This window comes from Zobellella denitrificans (assembly GCF_002237365.1).
Classification (GTDB): domain Bacteria; phylum Pseudomonadota; class Gammaproteobacteria; order Enterobacterales; family Aeromonadaceae; genus Oceanimonas; species Oceanimonas denitrificans.
Genome location: NZ_NMUO01000030.1, coordinates 1 through 16,084 on the forward strand (window position 1 = coordinate 1; position 16,084 = coordinate 16,084).

The 16,084-nt window shown below is 63.0% G+C and carries 15 protein-coding genes; 8 read left to right on the top strand and 7 right to left on the bottom strand.

The annotated features are described in order from the left end of the window. A partial coding sequence (locus tag CGX12_RS08455; RefSeq protein WP_142995593.1) for a hybrid sensor histidine kinase/response regulator occupies positions 1-2,549 on the bottom strand: 2,549 nt, incomplete at its 3' end. Between the two features lie 69 nt (positions 2,550-2,618). Here CGX12_RS08455 and CGX12_RS08460 point away from each other — a divergent pair. Beyond that, the gene (locus tag CGX12_RS08460) at positions 2,619-3,986 is read left to right on the top strand and encodes an SLC13 family permease (RefSeq protein ID WP_094039451.1); all 1,368 of its coding nucleotides are present in this window, start codon (positions 2,619-2,621) and stop codon (positions 3,984-3,986) included. A gap of 72 nt (positions 3,987-4,058) precedes the next feature. Here CGX12_RS08460 and CGX12_RS08465 read toward each other — a convergent pair whose 3' ends face one another. After that, on the bottom strand, positions 4,059-4,268 hold the full coding sequence (locus tag CGX12_RS08465) for a DUF1127 domain-containing protein (RefSeq protein WP_094039452.1): 210 nt from the start codon (positions 4,266-4,268) through the stop codon (positions 4,059-4,061). 433 nt (positions 4,269-4,701) lie between these two features. Between CGX12_RS08465 and CGX12_RS08470 the strand changes: the two genes are divergently transcribed. Both CGX12_RS08470 and CGX12_RS08475 read left to right on the top strand, forming a co-directional pair. Further along, positions 4,702-6,180, top strand: coding sequence for a sodium-dependent transporter (locus CGX12_RS08470; RefSeq protein ID WP_094039453.1), 1,479 nt, complete (start codon positions 4,702-4,704; stop codon positions 6,178-6,180). Then, positions 6,177-6,278, top strand: a complete 102-nt coding sequence (locus CGX12_RS08475; protein WP_094039454.1) for a MetS family NSS transporter small subunit — start codon at positions 6,177-6,179, stop codon at positions 6,276-6,278. Before CGX12_RS08470 ends, CGX12_RS08475 begins: the two co-directional genes overlap by 4 nt. 166 nt (positions 6,279-6,444) lie before the next feature. Here the strand turns inward: CGX12_RS08475 and CGX12_RS08480 are convergent, their stop codons facing one another. Further along, complete coding sequence (locus tag CGX12_RS08480) at positions 6,445-6,927, bottom strand: ATP-dependent zinc protease family protein (protein ID WP_176442031.1); 483 nt, start codon at positions 6,925-6,927, stop codon at positions 6,445-6,447. 190 nt (positions 6,928-7,117) lie between these two features. Between CGX12_RS08480 and CGX12_RS08485 the strand changes: the two genes are divergently transcribed. Beyond that, positions 7,118-7,891, top strand: a complete 774-nt coding sequence (locus tag CGX12_RS08485) for a DUF3025 domain-containing protein (RefSeq protein WP_094039455.1) — start codon at positions 7,118-7,120, stop codon at positions 7,889-7,891. 54 nt (positions 7,892-7,945) lie between these two features. After that, positions 7,946-8,914 carry a lauroyl-Kdo(2)-lipid IV(A) myristoyltransferase gene (lpxM, locus tag CGX12_RS08490; RefSeq protein ID WP_094039456.1) on the top strand — a complete coding sequence of 323 codons (969 nt, stop codon included), beginning with the start codon at positions 7,946-7,948 and terminating at the stop codon, positions 8,912-8,914. A gap of 132 nt (positions 8,915-9,046) precedes the next feature. On the opposite strand, the gene CGX12_RS08495 is transcribed toward lpxM, so the two are convergent. The 3 genes from CGX12_RS08495 to CGX12_RS08505 all read right to left on the bottom strand — a co-directional run bounded on the left by CGX12_RS08495 (position 9,047) and on the right by CGX12_RS08505 (position 11,866). Continuing rightward, positions 9,047-9,838 carry a sulfite exporter TauE/SafE family protein gene (locus CGX12_RS08495; RefSeq protein ID WP_094039457.1) on the bottom strand — a complete coding sequence of 264 codons (792 nt, stop codon included), beginning with the start codon at positions 9,836-9,838 and terminating at the stop codon, positions 9,047-9,049. A gap of 82 nt (positions 9,839-9,920) precedes the next feature. Continuing rightward, positions 9,921-10,790 carry a flagellar protein MotY gene (locus tag CGX12_RS08500; RefSeq protein WP_232513414.1) on the bottom strand — a complete coding sequence of 290 codons (870 nt, stop codon included), beginning with the start codon at positions 10,788-10,790 and terminating at the stop codon, positions 9,921-9,923. A gap of 53 nt (positions 10,791-10,843) precedes the next feature. After that, positions 10,844-11,866, bottom strand: a complete 1,023-nt coding sequence (locus CGX12_RS08505; protein ID WP_094039459.1) for an adenosine deaminase — start codon at positions 11,864-11,866, stop codon at positions 10,844-10,846. Positions 11,867-12,006: 140 nt separating this feature from the next. Between CGX12_RS08505 and mtgA the strand changes: the two genes are divergently transcribed. The 3 genes from mtgA (at position 12,007) to CGX12_RS08520 (ending at position 15,589) form a co-directional block, all read left to right on the top strand. Next, the gene (mtgA, locus tag CGX12_RS08510; RefSeq protein WP_094039460.1) at positions 12,007-12,684 is read left to right on the top strand and encodes a monofunctional biosynthetic peptidoglycan transglycosylase; all 678 of its coding nucleotides are present in this window, start codon (positions 12,007-12,009) and stop codon (positions 12,682-12,684) included. Positions 12,685-12,768: 84 nt separating this feature from the next. After that, complete coding sequence (locus tag CGX12_RS08515; protein ID WP_094039461.1) at positions 12,769-13,521, top strand: HAD-IIA family hydrolase; 753 nt, start codon at positions 12,769-12,771, stop codon at positions 13,519-13,521. Positions 13,522-13,660: 139 nt separating this feature from the next. Next, positions 13,661-15,589 (top strand): monovalent cation:proton antiporter family protein, encoded by a 1,929-nt coding sequence (locus CGX12_RS08520; protein WP_217898145.1) that lies wholly within the window; start codon positions 13,661-13,663, stop codon positions 15,587-15,589. A gap of 71 nt (positions 15,590-15,660) precedes the next feature. Here CGX12_RS08520 and CGX12_RS08525 read toward each other — a convergent pair whose 3' ends face one another. Next, entirely contained in the window at positions 15,661-16,011 is a 351-nt protein-coding gene (locus CGX12_RS08525) for a P-II family nitrogen regulator (protein ID WP_217898146.1), read from the bottom strand. Between the last annotated feature and the right edge of the window lie 73 nt (positions 16,012-16,084).

The following is a 16,084-nucleotide window of genomic DNA, read 5'->3' on the forward strand; positions in this document are numbered from 1 at the left end:
TCCCCGGCCCGGCAAAACTCGGCCCCCGCCGCCAGCTCGTGCAACAGCCGGCGGGCCTCCTGCCAGTCCTCCCCGGCCAGGGCCGCCTGCACCAGCCAGATATCGTCCTGGTGCTGTTCGGCAAAGTCCGCCAGGGCTTGCTGCCGGGCGGCGACGGGCACCCGGGGCGCTTCCCCGGCGGCCTCCCGCTCCTTCGGCGCAGTCTTCCCCAGCGCCTGCGCCAGGGCCTGGTACAGGTCGATGCGGTGGACCGGCTTGGTGACATAACCGTTCATGCCAGCCTTCAGGCTGGCTTCCCGGTCACCGCGCATGGCGCTGGCGGTCAGGGCGATGATGGGAATATCGTGATGTACCCGGAGTTTGCGGATCTGGCGGGTCGCCTCCACCCCGTCCAGGATCGGCATCTGCAGATCCATCAGAATGGCATCGAAGGTGCGCCGGGCCATCTGCTCCACCGCCTGGCGGCCGTTGTCCGCCAGGGTCACCGCCACTTCCACCTGCTTCAGGAACTCCACGATCAGCTGCTGGTTGACCCTGTTGTCTTCCGCCAGCAGTACCTGGCACCCCGCCAGCCGCTGGCGGTAATACTCGGTATCCGGCTGGCCGGCGCGCGCCGCCTCGGCAGGCTCGGCGCGGCTGTCCAGTATGCGCGCCAGGCAACCGAGCAGGCTGCTCCGGGTAACCGGCTTCGACAGGTAGTGGCGGATCCCCAGGGCCCGCATCTGCGCCGCGGGGCGCTCCCGGCCGAAGGCGCTGATCACCACGATGTCGATACCGCCGAGGCCGGGTTGCTGCACCAGATAACGAGCCAGTTCCAGGCCGTTGTCCTGTCCCAGGCAGCAGTCGATCAGCGCCAGCCTGAGCTCATGGCCGCGTTTGTGCACCAACTGCCTGGCCTCCTCCAGATCCTGGGCCTCGTAGACCACGAAGCCGGCCTGGCGCAGGATCCCCCCCATCACTTCCAGCACCAGGGGATTGTCGTCCACCAGCAGCACCTTCTGCCCCGGCGCGAAGGACGGTGACGGGGCGCCGGACTGGACGCCCGGCGCCGGCCGCAGCGGCAGGCTGACGGTGAAGGTGGATCCGCGCCCGGGCTGGCTCTCCACCCGGATGTTGCCTTGCATCAGCTGCACCAGGTGGTGGCTGATACTCAAGCCCAGGCCGGTACCGCCGTATTTGCGGGTGGTGCTGGCATCGACCTGGGTAAAGGCCTGGAACAGCTTGTCGAGCTGCTCCGGCATGATGCCGATGCCGGTGTCCCTGACCTCGAAGCACAGCAGCGGCTCCGGCCCGGGACGGACCGACACCGTCAGCACCACCTCGCCCCGCTCGGTGAACTTGACCGCGTTGTTGACCAGGTTGACCAGTACCTGGCCCAGGCGCAGGGGATCCCCCAGCAACTGGTCGGGCACCTCCGCTGCCTTGTTGATGATCACCTCCAGCTGTTTCTGCTCGGACATGTCGGCGAACAGCCCCGACAACCGTTCCAGCTGCTCGTTGAGGTCGAAGGCGATGTCCTCCAGCTCCAGCTTGCCCGCCTCGACCTTGGTCAGATCCAGGATATCGTTGATCAGCAGCAGCAGGTTGTCGGAAGAACTCTTGATCTTCTTCAGGTACTCGGCCTGCTGGCTATCCAGCGGGGTCTGCTGCAGCAGGGAGGAAAAGCCGATGATGGCGTTCATGGGCGTGCGGATCTCATGGCTCATATTGGCCAGAAAGTCGGTCTTGGCCTGAGCCAGGCTGTAGGAAGCCCGGCTGGCCGCCCGCAACTGGCGGTTGCGCACCACCAGCAACAGCAGTCCGAGGCTGAAGCTCAGCAGCAGCCCCGCGGCCAGCACCAGCAACAGCCGGTCCCGGCTCGCCTCCCCCTGCCGTTGCCAGGCGCTCCGGCGTTCGAGCAGGGCGGAAATGTCGTCGGCGGCGATCTGCCGGCGCAGGCCGATCAGCTCGTTCAGGCTCTGCCGGTACAGCCGGTGCTGGTACAGCATCTCCCGCAGGGACTCGTCCTGCCGCTGTGCCAGTCGGCCGGCGATCTCCTCCAGCTCCAGCACGAACAGCTGATTGGGGGCGTTCAGGTAGAGCCGGCTCAGCCGGCTCAGTTGCTCCAACTGCGCCCTGACCGCGGTATCCGTCACCGTGGCGGCACTGTCGGTAAAGGCCTGCAGGCGGTAGCGGCCATGGATATCCGCATCCTGCAGGGCGCGCAGGTTGTCCAGGTACCGGTTCAGTTCGGAAAGCAGCGCCCCCGTCTGGGCGGGCAACAGCCGCCGCTGCTCCAGGAAGCCGGCGAAGCGCGACAGCATCAGCGACAGGGAACGGACCTGTTCCTCCAGCCGCAGGCCGCTCTCGAGATCGGTCGTCACCATGTGATGGAGATGATGCAGGCTGTCGATCACCGGCTCGGCCTGCTGCTGCAACGCCTGGTAATGACGATACTGGCGGTATTGCCCGGCGCCATAGCCGGCGAACAGCAGCAGCACCAGCAGGCCACAGAGCAACAGGGGCCAGCGCGGGAGCAGAAAAAGACGTTGTTTTACAGAAGTGGCCATCTGTTGTATCCATCTCTTGGTGATATACTTACAATTTCATACAAAACAATAACATAACGAGAAACAAACATGTCTGGAGACAATTCGCAGCAAGCCGGCAACATCTGGCTCAAGGGCGGCATTCTGGCAGCCAATATCGTCCTCTTCCTGATCCTGCTCACTACCCTGCCCTTCGAGGACAGCGTCAACAAGGGCCTGAGCCTGCTCGTCTTTATCGCCGTGCTCTGGCTCACCGAGGCGGTGCATATTACCATCACCGCCCTGCTGGTGCCGCTGCTGGCGACCCTGCTCGGCATTCTCAACACCAATGCCGCCCTCGCCAACTTTTCCAATTCCATTATCTTCCTGTTCCTCGGCGGCTTCGCCCTGGCCGCAGCCATGCACAGCCAGCAGCTCGACCGGCTGATCGCCGGCCGCATCCTGCTGCTGGCCCGGGGCCGGTTGAGCGCGGCGGTGCTGCTGCTGTTCGCCACCTCGGCCTTTCTCTCCATGTGGATAAGCAACACCGCCACCGCCGCCATGATGCTGCCGCTGGCACTGGGCCTGCTGTCCTGCCTGGATGAACAACAGCATCGCAGTACCTTCGTGTTCGTGCTGCTGGGGGTGGCCTACAGCGCCAGCATCGGCGGCATCGCCACCCTGGTGGGCAGCCCGCCCAATGCCATTGCCGCCGCCGAGGTGGGCCTGAGCTTCAGCGACTGGATGGCGCTCGGCCTGCCGGTGACCCTGTTGCTGCTGCCGGTGGCCATAGGGGTATTGTACCTGTTGTTCCGTCCCCGGCTGGGCGCACGTATCGAGCTCGAACAGGAGCACATCGACTGGAGCGGCAAACGCAAGCTGACCCTGGCCATCTTCCTGCTGACGGTCGCCCTGTGGATCTTCTCCACCCCCCTCTCGGCCGCCCTTGGCAACCTCGCCGCCTTCGATACCCTGGTGGCGCTGCTGGCCATCATCCTGATCGGCATCAGCCGGGTAGCCGAATGGAAGGACATCGAAAAGCACACCGACTGGGGCGTATTGCTGCTGTTCGGCGGTGGCCTGACCCTGAGCCACATACTGCGGGAAACCGGCACCAGCCTGTTCCTGGCCCATCACCTGGCCGAGCTGCTGGGCAACGCCAGCCCCTTCGTCATCCTGCTGGCGATCACCGCCTTCGTGGTGTTCCTGACCGAGCTGGCCTCCAACACCGCCAGTGCCGCCCTGCTGATCCCGGTGTTTGTGGCGGTGGCCGAGGGCCTGGGACTGACGCCGGTGATGGTGGCCTCGGTCATCGCCGTGTCCGCCTCCTGCGCCTTCATGCTGCCGGTGGCCACCCCGCCCAACGCCATCGTGTTCGGCTCCGGCCTTGTCCGCCAACGGGACATGATGAAGGCCGGCTTCTTCCTGAACCTGGTCTGTATCGGCCTGCTGGCGGTTTATTTCTTCGCGCTCGGCTGAGCCGCGGGGCCAAAACGCAAAAAAGCCGCCGGAACATCCGGCGGCTTTTTATGGGCGCATCCTTGCGGGAGATTACTGTTGCCAGAACGGCTTGCTGACTTCCTGGTAACGATCCGCTTCGTTCAGGCCGATGTCTTTCAGCAGGTAGGCCGGCAGCTCGGACAGCTGGCGGCGGGTGCGGCTGCGGTGCAGCCAGAGACCGAGGGTGGCCAGCAGGCCGGTGTGGGCAGCGTGCCCTTCGGTACGAACGAGGTCCTGGTTGTGGTAGTTGATTGAGTTCATGATGCGCCTCCTGATGTGATTCTGGGCACAGCATAGTGAGGTCAGAGGCCCCTCTCAACCGACTTTTATTCGATAACAAAATTAGAATTTCTAATGGCTTATATCTTAAGGATTATTTGTAAGTTATTGTTTAATATATATTTAACAAAAACAAAACAAATCCATTTTTCTCATCATTTTTAGTAATTTCTATCAAAATCTAAGTATCCAGTTCCACTATCGCTTTATGCACAAATCTCCTTGCTGAACCGAATCTTTCGGGGCTTGCCTGCATAATTATCGGTCTACCCTCCTTCTTCCACGCCCCGTGCTGGACGAGGGGCGTCCCTGCTCACCGCCATATTTCGGCAACCTGGGCGCAACAATAAAAATGGGCGCCTTCCGGAGCCTTATCTATTCTTAGATGCAAAGAGCCTGTTCGAGGAATGGACTTATGCAACGAGAACAATGGGGCACCCGCGCCGGTTTCGTGCTTGCCGCCGTGGGCTCGGCCGTGGGGCTGGGCAACATCTGGCGCTTTCCCTATGTGGCCTACGAGAACGGCGGCGGGGCCTTCTTCATCCCCTACCTGTTCGCCCTGCTCACCGCCGGCATTCCCTTTATGATCCTGGAGTTCACCCTGGGCCATAAGTACCGCTCCGGCGCGCCCGGCATCCTCAAGGCGCTGAACAGCCGCTTCGAATGGCTGGGCTGGTTCCAGGTGATGATCGCCGCCATCATCGCCTTCTATTACGTGGTGGTGATCGCCTGGGCCATCTCCTATGTCTATTTCGCCGTCGGCCAGTCCTGGGGGGACGACAGCAACGGCTTCTTCTTTGGTGACTTCCTGGGGCTCACCGGGGACAACTCCCCCTCCAGCCTGGGCGGCCTGCAATGGCACCTGCTGCCGCCCCTGTGCCTGGCCTGGGCCGCCACCTATTACGCCACCTACAAGGGGGTGAAGGGCGGCATCGAGAAGATCAACAAGGTGCTGATGCCCCTGCTGTTCCTGCTGGTGCTGGTGCTGATCGGCCGCATCGTCTTCCTGCCCGGGGCGGTGGACGGCATCAACTGGATGTTCGCGCCCGACTTCAGCAAGATCTGGGATCTCAAGGTGTGGTCCGCCGCCTACGGCCAGATTTTCTTCACCCTGAGCGTGGGCTTCGCCATCATGCTGTCCTACGCCAGCTACCTGCCGGAAAAATCCGACATCAACAACAACGCCTCCATCACGGCACTGATGGACTGCGGCTTTTCCATGGTGGCCGGCATCCTGATCTTCGGCGCCCTGGGCTACATGGCCCAGGCCCAGGACAAGGCGCTGACCGAGGTGGTCAGCTCCGGCGTGGGCCTGGCCTTCGTCACCCTGCCGGCGGCGATCAACCTGCTGCCCGCCCCCGGCATCATGGGCCCCCTGTTCTTCCTGGCCCTGGTGTTCGCCGGTGTCAGTTCCCATATCTCCATCGCCGAGGCGGTAACCGCGGGCCTGATGGCCAAGCTGGGCTGGAGCCGGGCCAGGACCGCCACCGTCTTCTGCGGCGCCGGCTTTGTGATAAGCCTGTTGTTCATTACCCAGGGTGGTCTGTTGCTGCTGGATCTGGTGGATTACTTTATCAACAACATCGCCCTGCTCGGGGCCTGCCTGCTCGAACTGCTGCTGGTGGGCTGGCTGTGCCGGCTGGAAGACTTCCGCGACCATGCCAACCGCCTGTCCGACTTTACCATCGGCGCCTGGTGGCTTGTCTGCATCAAGTATGTGTCCATCGCCATGCTGGCGGTGATCCTGTTCAACAACCTGCTGGGCGCCTTCCGGGAAAATTACGGCGGCTATTCCAACAGCGAGATCCTGTTTATGGGCTGGGGCATGATAGCGGTGATGCTGATCCTGGCCATCGTGATCAACACCACCAGCAAGAAGGAGGCCAGCGCATGACCACGGGGGCCATAGTAATGATGGTGATCGGGCTCGGCATCACCTGGGGCGGTGCCGCCCTGTGCATCTACCGGGCATTCAGCCTGCGGGAACGCTGAAAGCCGGAAGCTGAAAGCCGGAAGCCGGAAGCCGGAAGCCGGAAGCCGGAAGCCGGAAGCCGGAAGCCGGAAGCCGGAAGCATCTAACTTCAAGCTTCAAGCTTCAAGCTTCAAGCTTCAAGCTTCAAGCTTCAAGCTTCAAGCTTCAAGCTTCAAGCTTCCAAGCCTATTTCTCCCGCACCGGCTGGATATAGAGGCGGGAGGGGTCGATCAGCACGTCCCTGGCCATGAACTCCCGCCCCAGCAGCACCGGGTAGATCATGCGGGTGCGATCCTTCAAGGTGAACTCCACCTCCTTCTCCATGCCGCCCAACTGCACCGGCAGCAGGATGACGGGCCGCCGGTCCAGCTTCTTGCTGTTGGCCTGACGGATACGCACATAGCGGCTGAGCGGGGCCTCCAGCCGTTCCAGGTGATTCTTGTGGTTGAAGCTGAAGCGGATCCAGCGCTTGCCGTCCTTCCTGAACTCTTCGATGTCGGTGGCGCTCATGGAGGAAGTCTTGGCCCCGGAATCGATGCGCGCCTTGACGTTATCGCCCAGCACCGGCAGCCACAACCACTCCACCCGGCCCAGCAGCCACTTGTCGCCTATCTTGACATCTTCCATGCCCGGAGCCTGGGCATGGGCGTTGGGGATCAGCAAACTCATAACGAATACCAGTGAAAACAACCATTTCATCAGCACACTCCTCGGGTGCGGCAGGATTTGACGGCGCTATGTTATCCAAGCCGGAGGCGTTGGGAAATGGGGTAATAAAAGGATTTCTCTGTGATTATATCCTGATCTCGGCGCCGACTCAGGGTATGCTTTGCGGTTTTCATCCATCTGGGCAGAAGGAATGGACTGGGATCCCGCGTTCACCGGACGCAACGCCATACTGGCGACACTGAACGGGCTGATACCGGCAGCCGCCGACCACTGGCCCTCGGCGACCGAACTCAACCGGCAACTGGCCGACCGGCTGCCGGTACGCTTTATCGACGACGACGAGTTCAACAAGCTAGGCTGCTACTACGAGCAGGCGGTGGCCCGCGGCCTGGTGCCCACCCGCCCCGCCAACTGGCACGACTTCTTCGGGGCGCTGATCTGGTACCTGTTTCCCCGCACCAAGGCCCTGCTCAACCGGCTGCACATGGCCGATATCGCTGCCCACGGCGCCAGGCAGCGCACGCCCAGGCGCGACCGGGTGACCCATTTCGACGAATGCGGCCTGGTGCTGGCCGTCACCGGGGGGGAGGAGATCACCGCGCTGCTGCGCGAACACGACTGGCAGGGGCTGTTCCTCCACCACCGGGCACGCTGGGGCCGGGACTGGCAGCCCTTCGTATTCGGCCATGCCCTCTACGAGCAGGCCCTGGCCCCCTTTGTCGGCCTCACCGGCAAGTGCGTGGTGCTGGAGATGGAGCCTGCCTTCTTCGCCCTGGCCCCGGCCGATCGCCAGGCCCGCCTCGATATCCGCCTGGCCGAGCGGCTGGAGCAGGATGCCCTGTTCGACCGGCCTCGCCCGCTGTTGCCCCTGCCCTTGCTCGGCATCCCGGGCTGGTGGCCGGCCAACGAGGCTCCCGCCTTCTACCAGAACCGGGATTACTTCCGTCCCCGGCGCAACAGATGATCTGGCTCGCGTTTTTTCTTACACTTGGCGCCCCGTCTTCGAGAGGATGATGTTATGTCCGGGCACGATCCCGTTTATGACCAAGCGTTCAAACCCCGTTACCTGCACCCCAGATACTGGCCGACCTGGCTGGCCATCGCCGCCCTCTGGCTGCTGGCCTGGGTGCCCGTCCGCCTGCGCGACCGCTTCGCCGCCGCCTTCGCCCCCTTGCTTGTCCGCTTCGCCAAAAAGCAGTGCTACATCGCCCGCACCAATATCGGGCTGTGCTTTCCCGAACTGCCGGAGGCGGAGCGGGAACACATGCTGCGCCGCTCCATCGAGGTGGGGCTGATGGGCTTTTTCGGTTACGGCGAGTGGACCGCCCGCAGCAAGGCCTATCTGCAGAACCGCTTTCGGGTACGGGGCCAGGAGCACCTGGATGCCTGCCTGGCGGCCGGTGACAGGATCATCTTCATGATCCCCCATACCTGGACCATCGATGCCGGCGGCCTCTACCTCAACTCTTTCGGCCTGCCCATGTGCACCATGATGCACAGCGCCAAGAACGAGCTGTTCGACTGGTTTATCAACCGCCAGAGAACCCGTTTCGGCGGCCTGATCTATGAGCGGAACGCGGGCATCAAATCGATTATCAAGACCCTCAGGGACGGCAATCACTTTTTCTACCTGCCGGACCAGGATCATGGCCGCGAGGCCAGCCTGTTCGTGCCCTTCTTCGGCGAACTCAAGGCCACCCTGCCGGCCCTGCCCAAGCTGGTCCGGCTCACCGGTGCCAGGGTGTTGCCGGTGCTCTCGGTCTACAATGCCGAACAGCATCGCTACGAGCTCATTATCCGCCCGCCCATGGCGCCCTACCCCACCGCCGATCTGGCCGCCGACACCCGGGCCATGAACGCGGAGATCGAGGCCCTGCTCGCCGACTGGCCGGAGCAGTACATGTGGTTCCTGAAGTATTTCCAGACCCAGGTGGACACGGACGAGGGCCGCTACGAGGCCGGCATCCGCCGGATCAGGGGCGAATGATGGCCTGGCTGCACTACCTGCTGCTGGTGGCCGCCGGCCTGCTGGTGCTCTGGCTGGTGGCCTGGGTGGACGACTGGCTGATGGCGCGGGAAAAACGGCGTGAGGGGTGAGGTGACCCCTCACCCTCTTTAATCAGCCCGGGAAGAACAGGAACTTGGCGCCCACCAGGATCAGAAAGCCGGCAAAGGCCCGCCGCAACGCCCTGGCGGACAACTTGTGCGCCAGTATGGCGCCGAAGCGGGCGAAGGGCATGCTGGCCAGGCTGATGCCGATCATCGCCGGCAGGTAGACATAACCCCAGGCTTCGGCGGGCAGCCCCTGGTGCTGCAGGCCGTGCACCACATAACTGAGCGCACCCACCAGGGCGATGGGAAAGCCGCACACCGCCGACACCGCCACCGCCCGCTGCATGGGCACCGAGCACCAGCTGAGGAAGGGCACCGTCAGGGAGCCGCCACCGATGCCGAAGATGCCCGAGGCCCAGCCGATAATCCCCCCCACCGCCACCTGCACCGGCTTGCCGGGCAGGGCGGCGCCGCCCCTGGGGGCGAGATGGAACAGCATCTGGGCTGCCATGGTCCAGGCGAACAGGCCGATCAGCATCTGCAGGTGCAGACCCGACAGCTTGTCGGCGGTATAGCCACCGAGCCAGGCCCCCACCACTACGCCAAGCGACAGCAGTGCCGCCAGCCGCCAATCGATGGCCTTGCGGCCCTGATGGGCGTGGATAGCGCTCAGGGAGGTAAACATGATGGTGGCGAGCGAGGTGCCCACCGCCATGTGCGCCACCAGCTCCCCGCCGATCCCCTGCAGTTTGAAGCTGAAGATCAGCACCGGCACTATGATGAGGCCGCCGCCCACCCCGAACAATCCGGCCAGGGTGCCGGCGAAGGCCCCCAGAGCCAGATACATCAACCAGGTCATTCTATTGTCCCCAAGAAAAGCAAAAGGCCATAAGCTACCCAAGACGGCGGCAAAAGCCAATGGCCGTCTGCCACCTGGGGCATCAGAGTCGTTCGCGGCCCAGGCTTATCACCACCCGGCGGTTGAGATCCCGCCCTTCCGGCGTGCTGTTGTCGGCGATGGGCCGACGCTCGCCGTGCCCTTCAAGGGACACGGCGCCCTCAGGCAAGCCCAGCGCCATAAAGTGCTCCTTGATGGCCTCGGCCCGGCGCCGGGACAACTGCTTGTTGTGGTATTCGGTGCCGAAGCTGTCGGTATAGGTGTTGATCACCACCTCGTTGATCCCGGGATCCGCCTTGACATATTCGGCGATCATCGACAACCGCTGCCGGGAATGGGGGGTCAGTTCGTCGGCGTTGTTGACATAGGTGAGCACGCTGAAAGCGATGTCCTCGAAGCCGTAGGGCAACAGGTTGTGCTGACAGTCGAGAAAAGCGGCGTAACGGGCGCGGAAGTTGACCGACGACAGCCCCACTCCCGTCGCCTGGTTGTTGCGGTACCAATCGTCAAAATAGAAGGTGGGCCAGCGGCCCTGGCTCAGCTCGTCGAGCATGATCCAGGCGGACTGCTGCTCCACCATGGCATCGAACTGCTGATAGAAGGTCACCCGGGTGAGATCCCGCGCGCCCCGCCCCGGCTGCCAGTGGGGCGACTCGCTCCTGAGGGCGGCGGACTGGGTGCGCGGCAGCGCCCGCAGGGGGTTGAGTTCGAACACCAGGTTGATGTTCTTCGACGCCCGGCTGACGAAGGCGCCGGTGCCGAAACCGGGAATGGGATGCTCCAGGCGGCATTCCACCGCCGAGTCCGACGTCAGCCGCCACAGGGATTGTTCGATATCCGCGATAAAGGTACGGGGCTGGGCCCAGGCGCCCGAGCACCAGGCCAGCCCCGCCAGCAGGGGAAAAATGCGCACGCCGTGTCTCCTGTTGACCATTAGGCTCTGTATCGGCAACCGGCGGCACAGCTTTAGTGTTTTAGTTTGATGCCCGCCGCCTCGCCGTAGGCGCGCACCTCCCGGGTCAGCACCGCCTTCTCCTCCGGCGACAGCCAGCAGGCTTCCACGCTGTTCAGGGCCATCTGTAGCAGTTCGCCGTCGGTGGCTCCCAGCCCTTGCTGCAGGGCCTGGTAGTTGGCGTTCATGTAACCACCGAAATAGGCCGGATCATCGGAATTGACGGTCACGCACAGGCCGGCGTGCAACAGCTTGAGCATGGGATGCTCGCCCATGTGCTCCACCACCCTGAGCTTGAGGTTGGACAGGGGGCAGACGGTCAGTGGAATACGCTCCCGGGCCAGCCGCTCCATCAGGTGCCTGTCGTGCACCGCCGCCACCCCGTGATCGATGCGCTCCACCTTGAGCAGATCCAGGGCATCGTGGATGTACTGGGGCGGCCCTTCCTCGCCCGCATGGGCCACCAGCCGGAAACCCTGCTCCCGGGCCGCGGCATAGACGCGGACGAACTTGGACGGCGGATTGCCCTTTTCCGAGGAGTCCAGCCCTATGCCGGACAGCTGGTGACGGAAGGGCTCGGCGTGGTGCAGGGTCTCGAAGGCGCTCTCCTCCGACAGGTGCCGCAGGAAGGACATGATCAAGCGACTGGACAGCCCCCACTGCTGCCGGGCCTGCTCCAGCGCCCGGTGGATGCCGCCGATCACCGCCGCCAGCGGTACCCCCCGGTCGGTGTGGGCCTGGGGATCGAAGAAAATCTCGGTGTGGCGCACCCGCTCGGCATGGGCCCGCTCCAGGTAGGCCCAGGTCATGTCGAAGAAATCCTGCTCGGTCAGCAGCACCTGCATGCCCTGGTAGTAGACATCGAGGAACGACTGCAGATCCTTGAAGTCGTAGGCGGCCTTCAGCGCCCCTTCATCGGCGTAATCGAGGGTGATACCATTGCGCCTGGCGAGGGCGAACACCATCTCCGGCTCCAGGGTTCCTTCTATGTGCAGATGCAGTTCCACCTTGGGTAGTTCGTTGATAAATGTGGACATGGCGTTTCTCCCTTGCTCCCGGATACCTTAAAGATAACAAAATGTTAACCCTTGTTATCGCAAAAACATAACCTTCTGGTCAATAAATTGATACCCGGCCGCCCCCGCTCTGCCGGCACCAGCAAACGGACCTTATTTTGATGATATCTCTGCTCAAGCGTTGTCTGCTCTGGCTGGCCGCCCTGCTGGTGCTGGCGCCGCTGCTGCTCACCCTGGCCTACCGCCATGTGCCGGTGCCGGTGACCCCGCTGATGATAATCCGGCTTGTCGAAGGGGAAGGCCTGTCTAAAGACTGGCAGCCGTCGGCCCGGATTTCCAATCATCTGAAAATGGCGGTGATCGCCTCCGAAGACAACCTGTTCTGTCGCCACAAAGGCTTCGACTGGAAAGCCTTCGGCGATGTGCTCAACGAGTTCCGCAACGACGGCCGGCTGCGCGGCGGCAGCACCATCACCATGCAAACCGCCAAGAATCTCTATCTGTGGCCGGGCAGGAGCGTCACCCGCAAGGTGCTGGAGGCGCTCTATACCCCCATGCTGGAGCTGATACTGACCAAGGAGCGCATCCTCATCCTCTACCTCAACATCGCCGAGTTCGGCCCCGGCGTCTACGGTGCCGAGGCGGCGGCACGCGCCTATTTCAACACCTCGGCCGCCAACCTGAGCCGCCAGCAGGCGGCCCAGCTGGCGGCGGTGCTGCCCAACCCCAGGGTGTACCACGCCGGTCGCCCTTCGGCCTATATCCAGCGCCGCGCCGCCACCATCCAGACCCGCATCAACCAGTTGGGGCCCCTGCTCGCCTGCATCCGGGAGCCATAAAGCCCTACGCTTTGTCATCGATTTGTCATAAGCTGCCATGACAGTGGGAACAGCGCCGGAACCGACCGGCGACAAGGAGAGCGAATGAATAAAAAAAACCTGATCTGTGATATCGACGGCGTCATCCTGCACAACAACGATCTGATCCCCGGCGCCGACGGCTTTATCCGCCGGGTGCTGGAGCAGGAGATGAACCTGCTGTTCCTCACCAACTACCCGGCCCAGACCCCGAAGGATTTACAGAACCGTTTCTATTCCGCCGGCATCGAGGTGCCCGAGCACTGCTTCTACACCTCGGCCATGGCCACCGCCGACTTTCTCAAGCGCCAGAGCGGCGAAAAAGCCTATGTGATCGGCGAAGGGGCCCTTATCCACGAGCTGTACAAGGCCGGCTTCACCATCACCGACATCGATCCGGACTTCGTGGTGGTGGGCGAGACCCGCAACTACAACTGGAGCATGATCCAGATGGCGGCCAAGTTCGTGGCCGGCGGGGCCCGCTTTATCGCCACCAACCCGGACACCCACGGCCCGCACATGCACCCGGCCTGCGGCGCCCTGTGCGCCCCCATCGAACGGATGACCGGCAAGAAGCCCTTCTACGTGGGCAAGCCCAGCGCCTGGATAGTGCGCGCCGCCCTCAACCACATGGACGCCCATTCCGAAAACACCCTGATCGTGGGCGACAACCTGCGCACCGACATCCTCGCCGGCTTCCAGGCCGGGCTGGAAACGGTGCTGGTGCTCACCGGCGTCAGCCAGGTCGCGGATATTGACAAGATGCCCTTCCGTCCCCAGCATATCTACCCTTCCGTCGCCGATATCGACCTGTTCTGACACACCCGACGCACTTTCTGTACCGCTGCCGTTTCGCCGAGCCCCAGCGGTACCTAGCAACAGAGTATGAAACTGCCCTCTTATGATTGAACAGACACTCACCCAATTACTGCTCCTCCTCGGGTTGACGGTTTTTATCGTGCTGGTGTTTCAACGCCTGCGTATCCCCCCAAGCCTCGGCTACCTACTGGTGGGGGTGTTGCTCGGCTCCCATACCGCCGGCCCGGTGCTGGAGGAACACTACATCAAGCTAATCGCCGAATTCGGCATCGTCTTCCTGCTGTTCACCATCGGTCTGAGCTTTTCGCTCTCCCAGATTTATGCCCTACGCCACCTGATACTGGGACTGGGTACGGCTCAGGTGGCATTGACCACCGCCGTGGTCGCCCTGCTGCTGTGGGCCATGGGCATGCCCGGCATCGCCGCCTTCGTGATCGGTGCCGTCTTTGCCCAGTCCTCCACCACCATCATCAGCAAGCAGCTCGCCGAGCAAGGAGAGGAGCAGACCCGACACGGCAAGCTGGGCACGACCCTCTCGGTGTTCCAGGACATTACGGCGGTGCCCTTCGTCATCATCATTCCCGTGCTCGGCGTGGCCGCCGCCCAGGAGGTGGCTGGGGCCCTTGGCATCGCCCTGGTCAAGGCCCTGCTGGCCTTCGCCGCCGTCTTCCTGGTAGGACGTTATTTACTGCGTCCCTTTTTCCATCTGGTGTCCGAGCAACGCTCGGCCGAACTCTTCACCCTGACGGTGCTGTTCGTATCCCTGATCGCGGCCTGGACCACCATGAGCCTGGGACTTTCCATGGCATTTGGCGCCTTCCTGGCGGGCATGATGCTGGGGGAAACCGAATTTCGCCATCAGGTGGACTCCACCATCAGGCCCTTCAGGGACGTATTGCTGGGACTGTTCTTCGTCAGCATCGGCATGCTGCTCGATCCCGCCCTGCTCCCCGACATCTGGCTGGAAGCCCTGCTCGGTGCCTGCGCCCTGCTACTTATCAAGCTGCTGCTGGTCACCGCCATCGTCAGATGGGCGAAGATAGACAGCCCCACCGCCTTTCGTACCGGCATGGTGCTAGCCGTGGGGGGAGAGTTCGGCTTCGCCCTGCTGGCCATCGCCCTCGACGCCAAAGTGATAGCGGTGCTGCCCGCACAGATAGCCCTGACCGCCGTGCTCTTTTCGATGATACTCGCGCCTTTTCTGATCCGCTTTAACCAGCCCCTCGCCACCTGGCTGTTCCGTTCACGCCAGGCCGGCGCCATCGGCGAGCAGAGCCACGAAGAACCACAAGCCCATCATCTCAACCATCATGTCATCGTCTGCGGCTATGGCCGTATCGGCCAGATAGTGAGCCACTTTTTGGAAAATGAGCTCATCCCCTATATTGCGCTGGACATGGACGCCAAGCGAGTCAAGGACGCCCGTCTTTCCGGCGAGCCCGTTTTCTTCGCGGATTCCGCGGATCCCTCCGTGCTGGAAGCTGCCGGGGCCGGCAAGGCCCGCTTGCTACTGATCGGTCATGACGACCTGAGTGCCGCCCTGAAAACCCTGGCTTATGTCAAGCGCCATCACCCCGGGCTGCCCATCATGGTGAGGACCCGGGACGAAGCCCACGTGGAGGAACTCCGCGCCGCCGGTGCCACCGAAGTCATCCCCGAAACTCTCGAAGCGGGCATGATGATGGCCTCCCACGCCATGCTGTCACTGCGGGTTCCTCCACATAAGGTGGCGAGCTACATCCAGCAGCAGCGCACCGGCCGCTACCAGATGCTGAGAGAGCTCTTCCCCGGCACCACCGCCACCCTGGAAGGCCTGGACGAACAAAAGGCGGACCGGCTCTATCCGGTCCAGTTGCAGGCAGAAAGCCCGGCAATCGGCAAGCGGCTGGCCGAGCTCGACCTAGCCAGCCGGGGCGTGATCGCCACTGTCCTGGTGAGGGACGGAAAGAGATCGCTTTCTCCCGGGCCGGATACCCTGCTGCAAGCTGGCGACGTACTGGTATTGTTCGGCACCCAAGATGAGCTGGAGCAGGCCAGGTGGCGGCTCGGCGAAGTTCCCTCCACCTAAGCGGGCCATCGCCAGGCCCGCGCTAAATCAACCATCCTCGGTGGAAGCCTCGGTCGAGCGGCTGACGCCGCTCAGGACAGGGGATGCTGTTTTTCCAGCGCCTTCACGTGTTCGGTGAGCCCCATCGCCTTTTCCACATCCACCATGATGGCGATGCCGGTTCCCAGGCTTTCATCCAGCTTGCCGGCATCGACGACCTGCTGCAGCACGGCGTCGGCCCGCCGCGCCTCGACCAGGATAAGCACCACGTTCCGTTGCCGGTATACTTCCAGGCCAAACAGTCCAATCAGCTTTTCCAGCCCCAGCCCCTTGGCGCTGGTGATAATGGTGGCGCCGGTCGCCCCCGCCTCCCTCGCCGTGTCCAGTATCGTTTCCGTCTTGTCGTCATCGACAAACACCATCAACAACTTGAATTCCATCATGAATACTCCCGTTGAATAACCCAGGACAGGCTGCCCGAAAATGACCGGCTCCACCAGTGCCGCCGGCCCGGCC